General features: G+C 55.1%; 6 protein-coding genes, 2 tRNA genes and 2 rRNA genes. 6 read left to right on the forward strand and 4 right to left on the reverse strand.

The window, feature by feature from the left end:
* Nucleotides 1-148: 148 nt before the first annotated feature.
* From K5K95_RS09495 to K5K95_RS09510, 4 genes are all read right to left on the reverse strand, one after another.
* On the reverse strand, nt 149-1,585 hold the full coding sequence (locus K5K95_RS09495) for an NAD(P)(+) transhydrogenase (Re/Si-specific) subunit beta (RefSeq protein ID WP_222589240.1): 1,437 nt from the start codon (nt 1,583-1,585) through the stop codon (nt 149-151).
* Complete coding sequence (locus tag K5K95_RS09500) at nt 1,585-1,908, reverse strand: NAD(P) transhydrogenase subunit alpha (protein WP_003187010.1); 324 nt, start codon at nt 1,906-1,908, stop codon at nt 1,585-1,587. The genes K5K95_RS09495 and K5K95_RS09500 overlap by 1 nt, the downstream gene beginning before the upstream one ends.
* A gap of 15 nt (nt 1,909-1,923) precedes the next feature.
* Nucleotides 1,924-3,045, reverse strand: a complete 1,122-nt coding sequence (locus K5K95_RS09505; protein ID WP_222589241.1) for a Re/Si-specific NAD(P)(+) transhydrogenase subunit alpha — start codon at nt 3,043-3,045, stop codon at nt 1,924-1,926.
* Between the two features lie 435 nt (nt 3,046-3,480).
* A complete protein-coding gene (locus K5K95_RS09510) occupies nt 3,481-4,380 on the reverse strand; it encodes a LysR family transcriptional regulator (protein WP_208670634.1) in 900 nt (299 codons plus the stop codon).
* 158 nt (nt 4,381-4,538) lie between these two features.
* On the opposite strand from K5K95_RS09510, the gene K5K95_RS09515 reads away from it, so the two are divergent.
* The 6 genes from K5K95_RS09515 (at nt 4,539) to K5K95_RS09540 (ending at nt 12,536) form a co-directional block, all read left to right on the forward strand.
* Complete coding sequence (locus K5K95_RS09515) at nt 4,539-5,720, forward strand: acyl-CoA dehydrogenase (RefSeq protein WP_090177263.1); 1,182 nt, start codon at nt 4,539-4,541, stop codon at nt 5,718-5,720.
* A 13-nt stretch (nt 5,721-5,733) separates the two neighbouring features.
* The gene (locus K5K95_RS09520) at nt 5,734-6,954 is read left to right on the forward strand and encodes a CaiB/BaiF CoA transferase family protein (RefSeq protein ID WP_222589242.1); all 1,221 of its coding nucleotides are present in this window, start codon (nt 5,734-5,736) and stop codon (nt 6,952-6,954) included.
* Between the two features lie 643 nt (nt 6,955-7,597).
* Nucleotides 7,598-9,132 (forward strand): 16S ribosomal RNA (locus tag K5K95_RS09525).
* Nucleotides 9,133-9,214: 82 nt separating this feature from the next.
* Nucleotides 9,215-9,291: transfer RNA gene (locus K5K95_RS09530), tRNA-Ile, on the forward strand.
* Nucleotides 9,292-9,319: 28 nt separating this feature from the next.
* A tRNA-Ala gene (locus tag K5K95_RS09535) sits at nt 9,320-9,395 on the forward strand.
* Between the two features lie 250 nt (nt 9,396-9,645).
* Nucleotides 9,646-12,536, forward strand: a 23S ribosomal RNA gene (locus tag K5K95_RS09540).
* Together the 16S and 23S rRNA genes with 2 tRNA genes alongside form the textbook arrangement of a ribosomal RNA operon.
* Nucleotides 12,537-12,595 lie beyond the last annotated feature (59 nt).

Raw genomic sequence — 12,595 nt, forward strand, 5'->3', positions numbered from 1 at the left:
TGCAGTCTAGTGATTTCAGAAAAATTCCTCCCGCTACCATGGTCGAATGCAGACCACTGATTTAGAGCCTTTGGTCGGGTTTCATGAGGAATAAAAAAACCCCAGCCTACTAAAGGCCGGGGTTTTGGGCATTGCGTTGGAGCAGTTTTTACTCGACTGCTTTAACCATGTCCTCGATGACCTTCTTCGCGTCGCCGAAGACCATCATGGTTTTGTCGAGGTAGAACAGTTCGTTGTCCAGACCGGCATAGCCGCTGGCCATCGAGCGCTTGTTGACGATGATGGTCTTGGCCTTGAATGCCTCGAGAATCGGCATGCCGGCAATCGGCGATTTCGGGTCATTCTTCGCGGCCGGGTTGACCACGTCGTTGGCGCCGAGCACCAGTACCACGTCGGCCTGACCGAACTCGGAGTTGATGTCTTCCATCTCGAACACCTGGTCGTAAGGCACTTCTGCCTCCGCCAGCAACACGTTCATGTGGCCAGGCATGCGACCGGCAACCGGGTGGATCGCATACTTCACGGTCACGCCGCGATGGGTCAGTTTCTCGGTCAGTTCTTTCAGCGCGTGTTGCGCCCGTGCCACCGCCAGGCCGTAGCCGGGAACGATGATCACGGTGTCGGCGTTGGTAAGCAGGAAGGTCGCATCGTCAGCCGAACCGGATTTCACCGGACGGGCTTCTTTCGAGCCCGCAGGGCCGGCCGCGTCGGCCGTGTTACCGAAACCACCGAGCAATACGTTGAAGAACGAACGGTTCATCGCTTTGCACATGATGTACGAGAGGATCGCACCGGACGAACCCACCAGCGAGCCTGCGATGATCAGCATCGAGTTGTTCAGCGAGAAGCCAATACCTGCCGCCGCCCAGCCGGAGTAACTGTTGAGCATCGACACCACGACCGGCATGTCTGCGCCGCCGATCGGGATAATGATCAGCACGCCCAGCACGAAGGCCAGGGCCAGCATCAGCGCGAAGGCGCTGAGGTTGCCACTCAGCATGAAGGTCACGCCGAGGCCCAGTGTCGCCAGGCCCAGCAGCAGGTTCAACTTATGCTGACCACCAAACTGTACCGGTGCGCCCTGGAACAGACGGAACTTGTACTTGCCCGACAATTTGCCGAACGCAATGACCGAACCGGAGAAGGTAATTGCACCGATGGCCGCACCGAGGAACAGCTCCAGACGGTTGCCCGCCGGAATCGAATCGCCCAGGTGTTTGACGATGCCCAGGGATTGCGGCTCGACCACAGCGGCGATGGCAATGAACACCGCGGCCATACCAATCATGCTGTGCATGAAGGCGACCAGTTCCGGCATCTTGGTCATCTCAACGCGCTTGGCCATGATCGAACCGGCAGTGCCGCCGACCAGCAGACCGACGATGACATAACCAATGCCGGCCGTAGCCAACTCTGCCCCCAGCTTATAGATGAGGCCGACCGTGGTGAGGATCGCCAGTGCCATGCCGAGCATGCCGTATACGTTGCCGCGCCGTGACGTTGTTGGGTGCGACAGGCCTTTGAGGGCCTGGATGAAGCAGATCGACGCGATCAAGTAGAGCGTCGTGACAAGGTTCATGCTCATTACTTGGGCGCCTCTTCTTTTACGGCTTTCGGGGCTTTTTTCTTGAACATCTCAAGCATCCTGCGGGTGACCAGGAAGCCACCAAACACGTTCACTGCAGCCAGAGCGACTGCCAGGGTGCCCATGGTCTTGCCCAGTGGCGTCACGGTCAGCGCGGCGGCCAGCATGGCACCGACAATGACAATCGCCGAGATGGCGTTGGTGACTGCCATCAGGGGCGTGTGCAGCGCAGGCGTTACGTTCCAGACCACGTGATAACCGACATAAATCGCCAGCACGAAGATGATCAGGTTGTAGATACCGGGGGAGATAAGCTCTTCCATCGTCTGAATCCCTGCTTAGGCGTTTTTGCGGATGACTTGGCCGTCGCGGCACATCAGGCACGCGGCGACGATGTCGTCTTCGAGGTTCACTTCAAACTGACCTTCCTTGTTGAAGACCAGCTTCAGGAAGTCCAGCAAGTTGCGGGCGTACAGGGCCGAAGCATCTGCGGCGACTTCGCCGGCCAGGTTGGTCGGGCCGCAAATGGTCACGCCATTCTCGACGACGACCTGGTCAGCCACGGTCAGCGGGCAGTTGCCGCCCTGGGCTGCCGCGAGGTCGATGACCACCGAGCCCGGCTTCATCTGCGCCACGGTTTCGGCGCTCAACAGTGTCGGAGCCTTGCGGCCCGGGATCAGGGCGGTGGTGATGACGATGTCGGCCTGTTTGGCGCGTTCGTGCACGGCCAGGGCCTGACGCTGCATCCAGCTGGCAGGCATTGGTCGCGCGTAACCGCCGACACCGACGGCGCATTCGCGCTCTTCTTCAGTTTCATAAGGGACGTCGACGAACTTGGCGCCCAGAGATTCGATCTGCTCTTTCACCGCAGGGCGCACGTCGGACGCTTCGATCACTGCACCCAGACGTTTCGCCGTGGCGATCGCCTGCAAACCGGCTACACCTGCACCGAGAATCAGCACGCGCGCCGCTTTCACGGTGCCCGCAGCAGTCATCAGCATCGGCATGAAGCGAGGGTAGTAGTGAGCGGCCAGCAGCACGGCTTTATAACCGGCGATGTTCGCTTGGGAGGACAGCACATCCAGGCTTTGGGCGCGGGAGGTGCGTGGCGCAGCTTCCAGCGCGAACGCGGTAATGCCGCACTCGGCCAGCTTGGCAATGGTTTCATTGTTGAACGGGTTGAGCATGCCCACCACAACGGTGCCGCTCTTAATCAGCGTCAGCTCGCTGTCGCTGGGAGCGACCACCTTGAGAATCAGCTCGGCACCAAATGCGTCGTTGGCGCTGCCAATGGTTGCGCCTGCCGCTTCATAGGCACTGTCAACAACACTGGCTTTAATGCCTGCGCCGCTTTGTACAGTGACCTTATGACCCTGGCCGATCAGCTTCTTGATGGTTTCCGGGGTTGCAGCAACCCGCGTTTCACCCGTCTGGGTTTCGAGAGGAACACCAATGTGCACGTCAAATCTCCTGCGTGATCTTATTGAGTAAACCCAGGCACTACGGATGGTGCGGCTGGGGCGGCCGATCAGCACGATCCCGCCAAATCAGGGCGGGGCGCGGCATTTTGCAGGCGAACTTTGTGCCCTTCAAGGGATTATGACGGGTGACGGAAAATTAACTACAAGTCACCCCGTGACCGAATGTCGCAACCTACCACCTCAATCCCATACAGGCCGTGCCTTACAAGGATTTTGGCGAAAATTAAAGAATTTACGCATCCGCACCGTGAATGAGGTGTTATTGCCCATCAGTAGAGGCTCAAAGCCACGTAGGCAGGCGCTTGTGGGACGTTTGTACTGCTTTTCGGTACAGTCTGCGAATATGCGACAAATACTTATATCTGTAGGGCTTTTACTTTGCTGACTACGAGGTCAACAAATGGCGTTGACCCTTTATCCCTCTAGGCTGTAGCTCTGCGCCTGGTTCACCAACCAGTCACGAAAAGCGCGTAGAGACGCCGATTCGACCTTTCGCTCAGGAATCATCAGGTAATAGGCCTTGATGCTCGACAGTGCCTGGGGGTTGGCAATCACCAAGCGCTTCTCGGCCAATTCGCGTTGAATCAGAAAGGGCGGAATCAAGGCGATCCCCATATCGTGCATCGCCGCCTGGGCAAGCATGGAGAATAGCTCGTAGCGCGGCCCTGTCATGTCTCGCGGCACATTAAGGTTTTGCGAGTTGAACCATTGGCGCCAGGCATAGGGCCGAGTGGTTTGCTGCAACAGGGGCATGTCGGCAATTTCATCGGCTGACAGGGAGGTCTTATTGCCCAGTAACGTTGGACTGCACACTGGCATCGGATTTTCACCCATCAGCCTGTGGGATTCGGTACCCGACCAGTCCGCATCACCGAAGTAAATAGCGGCATCGAAGTCAGTGTCGGCAAAGAGGAAGGGACGTGTGCGGTTGGTGAGGTTGACGGTCACTTCCGGGTGTTTGTGCTGGAAGTCCTTCAGTCGTGGCAGCAGCCATTGAGTGCCAAAGGTCGGCACGACGGCCAACTCGATCACGTTGGCGCCTTGTTGCCCCATCACTGAAAGCGTGTCGCGCTCGACAGCATCGAGCTGGGTAGCGACCCGGCGGCTGTAGGAAAGTCCTGCCTCGGTCAGTTTGACTCCGCGCCGCGAGCGTCGGAAGAGTTCAACGCTGAGGAACTCCTCCAGGCTGGCGATCTGTCGGCAAATTGCGCCCTGGGTGAGCGAAAGCTCCTGTGCCGCCTTGGTGAAGCTCTCGTGGCGTGCGGCCGCTTCAAAGCTGATCAGCGCAGTTGTGCTAGGGATTTTCCGGCGCATGTACTTCTACCTCACTAATGCATCGTATAAAAGCCGCTTCACGATGCTACGGAGTGAGAAATTAGCACAACAGTATGCAAAATCCTCGTTTGCTGTCACGCCGAACCCGGCCTAGGATCAGTCCCACGCAATTTGACCCGATTCGAGAGGACTCACTCATGGGCGGTAAAGCTAGCTTCAACTGGATCGATCCCCTGCTGCTGGATCAACAGCTCACCGAAGAAGAGCGCATGATTCGCGACACCGCCGAGCAGTTCGCTCAGCAGAAGCTGGCGCCGCGCGTTCTGGAAGCTTTCCGCCATGAGAAGACCGATCCTGCGATCTTCCGCGAGATGGGCGAAGTGGGTCTGTTGGGTGCAACCATTCCAGAGCAATACGGTGGCAGCGGCCTGAACTATGTCAGCTACGGCCTGATTGCCCGTGAAGTCGAGCGTGTCGACTCCGGCTATCGCTCGATGATGAGTGTGCAGTCCTCGCTGGTCATGGTACCGATCAACGAATTCGGTACTGAAGCCCAGAAGCAAAAGTACCTGCCGAAACTGGCTACCGGTGAATGGATTGGCTGCTTTGGTCTGACAGAGCCGAACCACGGTTCCGACCCGGGCGCGATGATTACTCGTGCACGCAAAGTGGAAGGCGGCTACAGCCTGACGGGCAGCAAGATGTGGATCACCAACAGCCCGATCGCTGATGTGTTCGTGGTCTGGGGCAAGGACGATGCAGGCGACATCCGTGGTTTCGTTCTGGAGAAGGGCTGGAAAGGCCTGAGCGCACCAGCAATCCACGGCAAGGTGGGTTTGCGTGCATCGATCACCGGCGAGATCGTGATGGACAACGTGTTTGTCCCTGAAGAGAACATTTTCCCGGACGTGCGTGGACTGAAAGGCCCGTTCACCTGCCTCAACTCGGCACGCTATGGCATTTCCTGGGGCGCATTGGGCGCTGCCGAGTTCTGCTGGCACACTGCTCGCCAGTACACCCTGGATCGTCAACAGTTCGGTCGCCCGTTGGCTGCCACGCAGTTGATCCAGAAAAAACTGGCCGACATGCAGACCGAAATCACCCTCGCGCTGCAAGGTTGCCTGCGCCTGGGTCGTATGAAGGATGAAGGCACTGCGGCGGTCGAGATCACCTCGATGATGAAGCGCAACTCCTGCGGCAAGTCGCTGGATATCGCGCGCATGGCGCGCGACATGCTGGGTGGCAACGGTATCTCCGATGAGTTCGGTGTCGCTCGCCATCTGGTGAACCTGGAAGTGGTGAACACCTATGAAGGTACGCATGACGTCCATGCGTTGATCCTCGGTCGCGCGCAGACCGGCATCCAGGCGTTCTATTAATAGGAGAACGGCCATGGGCGCGCTTTCGCATCTACGGGTACTGGATTTATCGCGGGTGCTCGCCGGGCCTTGGGCCGGGCAGATCCTTGCAGACCTTGGCGCCGAAGTGATCAAGGTCGAGCGCCCGGGCAATGGCGACGACACGCGCGCCTGGGGCCCTCCCTTCCTGAAAGACGCCTATGGCGAGAACACCAGCGAGGCCGCCTACTACTTGTCGGCCAATCGCAACAAGCAATCGGTGACTATCGACTTCACGCGGCCAGAGGGTCAAAAGCTGGTGCGTGAGTTGGCGGCCAAGTCCGACATCCTGATCGAGAACTTCAAGGTCGGTGGTCTGGCGGCTTATGGGTTGGACTATGAGACGCTCAAGTCCATCAATCCGAACCTGATCTATTGCTCGATCACCGGGTTTGGACAGACCGGACCTTATGCCAAGCGCGCGGGTTATGACTTCATGATCCAGGGCTTGGGCGGGCTGATGAGCTTGACGGGTCGACCGGAAGGGGAGGAGGGCGCAGGGCCGGTGAAAGTCGGTGTGGCGCTGACGGACATATTGACCGGGCTCTATTCCACCGTGGCTATTCTTGCCGCGCTGGCTCATCGAGAGCATGTTGGTGGCGGACAGCATATTGATATGGCGTTGCTGGATGTTCAGGTGGCTTGTCTGGCTAACCAGGCGATGAACTACCTGACGACAGGCAATGCTCCCAAGCGCCTGGGTAACGCGCATCCGAATATCGTGCCTTATCAGGACTTTCCCACGGCGGATGGCGACTTCATCCTCACTGTGGGCAATGACGGGCAGTTCCGAAAATTTGCCGAGGTGGCTGGTCAGCCGCAGTGGGCAGACGATCCGCGCTTTGCGACTAATAAGCTGCGGGTGGCGAATCGTGCGGTGTTGATCCCTCTTATCCGCCAGGCGACGGTCTTCAAGACCACCGCTGAGTGGGTGCTGCAATTGGAGCAGGCCGGTGTGCCGTGTGGCCCTATCAATGACCTGGCTCAGATGTTTGCCGATCCTCAGGTTAAGGCGCGCGGTTTGGCGATTGAATTGCCGCATGTGCTGGCTGGGATGGTGCCGCAGGTCGCGAGCCCGATTCGATTGTCGCAGACGCCAGTCGAATATCGTAATGCGCCTCCTTTATTGGGCGAGCACACGCTGGAGGTTTTGCAGCGGGTGCTGGGCCTGGATGCTGATGCGGTTGCGGCTTTCAAGGTGGCGGGGGTGCTCTAAAGCCGCCTTACTATATAGAAGGCGTGGTTTTGCTCTTCTATATAGAGGGAAATCGACCAGTTTTCATGCCTTCTACAAGTTATTGATAGAAAAGCATAAATAGGTGTTGACGGCAGATTCTGGAAGTCTATAATTCGCCCCACTTCCGGCGCGGTCGAAACGGAAAACTCCTTGGTAAACAAAGAGTTACGCAGTTTTCGGCAGCGAGTTGCTTCAGGTCATCGAAGCCCAGAAGGAGTCGGTAAGGCAGGTGGGTTTGGCCTTATGGACGTTTCGATCTTCTCGGTCGAAAGCGGAGAAAAAGAGGTGTTGACAGCAGCGAGTAACGCTGTAGAATTCGCCTCCCGCTAACGAGAGATCGGAAGCGCAAGTGGTTGAAGTTGCAAAGGAAACTTTGAAAACTTCTGAAAATAACCGCTTGACAGCAACAGAGGCTGCTGTAGAATGCGCGCCTCGGTTGAGACGAAAGATCTTAACCAACCGCTCTTTAACAACTGAATCAAGCAATTCGTGTGGGTGCTTGTGGAGTCAGACTGATAGTCAACAAGATTATCAGCATCACAAGTTACTCCGCGAGAAATCAAAGATGTAACCAACGATTGCTGAGCCAAGTTTAGGGTTTCTTAAAAACCCAAAGATGTTTGAACTGAAGAGTTTGATCATGGCTCAGATTGAACGCTGGCGGCAGGCCTAACACATGCAAGTCGAGCGGTAGAGAGAAGCTTGCTTCTCTTGAGAGCGGCGGACGGGTGAGTAATGCCTAGGAATCTGCCTGGTAGTGGGGGATAACGCTCGGAAACGGACGCTAATACCGCATACGTCCTACGGGAGAAAGCAGGGGACCTTCGGGCCTTGCGCTATCAGATGAGCCTAGGTCGGATTAGCTAGTTGGTGAGGTAATGGCTCACCAAGGCGACGATCCGTAACTGGTCTGAGAGGATGATCAGTCACACTGGAACTGAGACACGGTCCAGACTCCTACGGGAGGCAGCAGTGGGGAATATTGGACAATGGGCGAAAGCCTGATCCAGCCATGCCGCGTGTGTGAAGAAGGTCTTCGGATTGTAAAGCACTTTAAGTTGGGAGGAAGGGCAGTTACCTAATACGTATCTGTTTTGACGTTACCGACAGAATAAGCACCGGCTAACTCTGTGCCAGCAGCCGCGGTAATACAGAGGGTGCAAGCGTTAATCGGAATTACTGGGCGTAAAGCGCGCGTAGGTGGTTTGTTAAGTTGGATGTGAAATCCCCGGGCTCAACCTGGGAACTGCATTCAAAACTGACAAGCTAGAGTATGGTAGAGGGTGGTGGAATTTCCTGTGTAGCGGTGAAATGCGTAGATATAGGAAGGAACACCAGTGGCGAAGGCGACCACCTGGACTGATACTGACACTGAGGTGCGAAAGCGTGGGGAGCAAACAGGATTAGATACCCTGGTAGTCCACGCCGTAAACGATGTCAACTAGCCGTTGGGAGCCTTGAGCTCTTAGTGGCGCAGCTAACGCATTAAGTTGACCGCCTGGGGAGTACGGCCGCAAGGTTAAAACTCAAATGAATTGACGGGGCCCGCACAAGCGGTGGAGCATGTGGTTTAATTCGAAGCAACGCGAAGAACCTTACCAGGCCTTGACATCCAATGAACTTTCCAGAGATGGATGGGTGCCTTCGGGAACATTGAGACAGGTGCTGCATGGCTGTCGTCAGCTCGTGTCGTGAGATGTTGGGTTAAGTCCCGTAACGAGCGCAACCCTTGTCCTTAGTTACCAGCACGTTATGGTGGGCACTCTAAGGAGACTGCCGGTGACAAACCGGAGGAAGGTGGGGATGACGTCAAGTCATCATGGCCCTTACGGCCTGGGCTACACACGTGCTACAATGGTCGGTACAGAGGGTTGCCAAGCCGCGAGGTGGAGCTAATCCCAGAAAACCGATCGTAGTCCGGATCGCAGTCTGCAACTCGACTGCGTGAAGTCGGAATCGCTAGTAATCGCGAATCAGAATGTCGCGGTGAATACGTTCCCGGGCCTTGTACACACCGCCGTCACACCATGGGAGTGGGTTGCACCAGAAGTAGCTAGTCTAACCTTCGGGAGGACGGTTACCACGGTGTGATTCATGACTGGGGTGAAGTCGTAACAAGGTAGCCGTAGGGGAACCTGCGGCTGGATCACCTCCTTAATCGACGACATCAGCTGCTCCATAAGTTCCCACACGAATTGCTTGATTCATTGAAGAAGACGATAAGAAGCAGCCCGAAATTGGGTCTGTAGCTCAGTTGGTTAGAGCGCACCCCTGATAAGGGTGAGGTCGGCAGTTCGAATCTGCCCAGACCCACCAATTTTTGTGTGGGAACCTGTAGCAATACGGGGCCATAGCTCAGCTGGGAGAGCGCCTGCCTTGCACGCAGGAGGTCAACGGTTCGATCCCGTTTGGCTCCACCACTCACTGCTTCTGTTTGTTGAAAGCTTAGAAATGAGCATTCCATCGTGATGATGGTGAATGTTGATTTCTAGTCTTTGGCTAGATCGTTCTTTAAAAATTTGGGTATGTGATAGAAAGATAGACTGGACGTTACTTTCACTGGTAACGGATCAGGCTAAGGTAAAATTTGTGAGTTGCTCTTAATTGAGTATTATCGAATTTTCGGCGAATGTCGTCTTCACAGTATAACCAGATTGCTTGGGGTTATATGGTCAAGTGAAGAAGCGCATACGGTGGATGCCTTGGCAGTCAGAGGCGATGAAAGACGTGGTAGCCTGCGAAAAGCTTCGGGGAGTCGGCAAACAGACTTTGATCCGGAGATGTCTGAATGGGGGAACCCACCTAACATAAGTTAGGTATCTTAAGCTGAATACATAGGCTTAAGAAGCGAACCAGGGGAACTGAAACATCTAAGTACCCTGAGGAAAAGAAATCAACCGAGATTCCCTTAGTAGTGGCGAGCGAACGGGGACTAGCCCTTAAGTGGCTTTGAGATTAGCGGAACGTTCTGGAAAGTACGGCCATAGTGGGTGATAGCCCTGTACGCGAAAATCTCTTAGTCATGAAATCGAGTAGGACGGAGCACGAGAAACTTTGTCTGAATATGGGGGACCATCCTCCAAGGCTAAATACTACTGACTGACCGATAGTGAACTAGTACCGTGAGGGAAAGGCGAAAAGAACCCCGGAGAGGGGAGTGAAATAGATCCTGAAACCGTATGCGTACAAGCAGTGGGAGCCCACTTTGTTGGGTGACTGCGTACCTTTTGTATAATGGGTCAGCGACTTATTTTCAGTGGCGAGCTTAACCGAATAGGGGAGGCGTAGCGAAAGCGAGTCTTAATAGGGCGTCTAGTCGCTGGGAATAGACCCGAAACCGGGCGATCTATCCATGGGCAGGTTGAAGGTTGGGTAACACTAACTGGAGGACCGAACCGACTACCGTTGAAAAGTTAGCGGATGACCTGTGGATCGGAGTGAAAGGCTAATCAAGCTCGGAGATAGCTGGTTCTCCTCGAAAGCTATTTAGGTAGCGCCTCATGTATCACTGTAGGGGGTAGAGCACTGTTTCGGCTAGGGGGTCATCCCGACTTACCAAACCGATGCAAACTCCGAATACCTACAAGTGCCGAGCATGGGAGACACACGGCGGGTGCTAACGTCCGTCGTGAAAAGGGAAACAACCCAGACCGTCAGCTAAGGTCCCAAAGTTATGGTTAAGTGGGAAACGATGTGGGAAGGCTTAGACAGCTAGGAGGTTGGCTTAGAAGCAGCCACCCTTTAAAGAAAGCGTAATAGCTCACTAGTCGAGTCGGCCTGCGCGGAAGATGTAACGGGGCTCAAACCATACACCGAAGCTACGGGTATCACTTAGGTGATGCGGTAGAGGAGCGTTCTGTAAGCCTGTGAAGGTGAGTTGAGAAGCTTGCTGGAGGTATCAGAAGTGCGAATGCTGACATGAGTAACGACAATGGGTGTGAAAAACACCCACGCCGAAAGACCAAGGTTTCCTGCGCAACGTTAATCGACGCAGGGTTAGTCGGTCCCTAAGGCGAGGCTGAAAAGCGTAGTCGATGGAAAACAGGTTAATATTCCTGTACTTCTGGTTATTGCGATGGAGGGACGGAGAAGGCTAGGCCAGCTTGGCGTTGGTTGTCCAAGTTTAAGGTGGTAGGCTGGAATCTTAGGTAAATCCGGGATTCTAAGGCCGAGAGCTGATGACGAGTGTACTTTTAGTACACGAAGTGGTTGATGCCATGCTTCCAAGAAAAGCTTCTAAGCTTCAGGTAACCAGGAACCGTACCCCAAACCGACACAGGTGGTTGGGTAGAGAATACCAAGGCGCTTGAGAGAACTCGGGTGAAGGAACTAGGCAAAATGGCACCGTAACTTCGGGAGAAGGTGCGCCGGTGAGGGTGAAGCATTTACTGCGTAAGCCCATGCCGGTCGAAGATACCAGGCCGCTGCGACTGTTTATTAAAAACACAGCACTCTGCAAACACGAAAGTGGACGTATAGGGTGTGACGCCTGCCCGGTGCCGGAAGGTTAATTGATGGGGTTAGCTAACGCGAAGCTCTTGATCGAAGCCCCGGTAAACGGCGGCCGTAACTATAACGGTCCTAAGGTAGCGAAATTCCTTGTCGGGTAAGTTCCGACCTGCACGAATGGCGTAACGATGGCGGCGCTGTCTCCACCCGAGACTCAGTGAAATTGAAATCGCTGTGAAGATGCAGTGTATCCGCGGCTAGACGGAAAGACCCCGTGAACCTTTACTATAGCTTTGCACTGGACTTTGAATTTGCTTGTGTAGGATAGGTGGGAGGCTTTGAAGCGTGGACGCCAGTTCGCGTGGAGCCAACCTTGAAATACCACCCTGGCAACTTTGAGGTTCTAACTCAGGTCCGTTATCCGGATCGAGGACAGTGTATGGTGGGTAGTTTGACTGGGGCGGTCTCCTCCTAAAGAGTAACGGAGGAGTACGAAGGTGCGCTCAGACCGGTCGGAAATCGGTCGTAGAGTATAAAGGCAAAAGCGCGCTTGACTGCGAGACAGACACGTCGAGCAGGTACGAAAGTAGGTCTTAGTGATCCGGTGGTTCTGTATGGAAGGGCCATCGCTCAACGGATAAAAGGTACTCCGGGGATAACAGGCTGATACCGCCCAAGAGTTCATATCGACGGCGGTGTTTGGCACCTCGATGTCGGCTCATCACATCCTGGGGCTGAAGCCGGTCCCAAGGGTATGGCTGTTCGCCATTTAAAGTGGTACGCGAGCTGGGTTTAGAACGTCGTGAGACAGTTCGGTCCCTATCTGCCGTGGACGTTTGAGATTTGAGAGGGGCTGCTCCTAGTACGAGAGGACCGGAGTGGACGAACCTCTGGTGTTCCGGTTGTCACGCCAGTGGCATTGCCGGGTAGCTATGTTCGGAATAGATAACCGCTGAAAGCATCTAAGCGGGAAACTAGCCTCAAGATGAGATCTCACTGGGACCTTGAGTCCCCTGAAGGGCCGTCGAAGACTACGACGTTGATAGGTTGGGTGTGTAAGCGCTGTGAGGCGTTGAGCTAACCAATACTAATTGCCCGTGAGGCTTGACCATATAACACCCAAGCAATTTGACTACTCGAAAGAGCATCAGATTGCGGTGTGTGAAGACGA

The organism is Pseudomonas sp. DR48 (assembly GCF_019823085.1).
Lineage (GTDB): Bacteria > Pseudomonadota > Gammaproteobacteria > Pseudomonadales > Pseudomonadaceae > Aquipseudomonas.

Bases quoted from the DNA above. Each gene is read 5' to 3' on its own strand.
- K5K95_RS09495 (WP_222589240.1), bottom strand. From the start codon at position 1,585: ATGAGCATGAACCTTGTCACGACGCTCTACTTGATCGCGTCGATCTGC.
- K5K95_RS09515 (WP_090177263.1), top strand. From the start codon at position 4,539: ATGGGCGGTAAAGCTAGCTTCAACTGGATCGATCCCCTGCTGCTGGAT.
- K5K95_RS09500 (WP_003187010.1), bottom strand. From the start codon at position 1,908: ATGGAAGAGCTTATCTCCCCCGGTATCTACAACCTGATCATCTTCGTG.
- K5K95_RS09510 (WP_208670634.1), bottom strand. From the start codon at position 4,380: ATGCGCCGGAAAATCCCTAGCACAACTGCGCTGATCAGCTTTGAAGCG.
- K5K95_RS09520 (WP_222589242.1), top strand. From the start codon at position 5,734: ATGGGCGCGCTTTCGCATCTACGGGTACTGGATTTATCGCGGGTGCTC.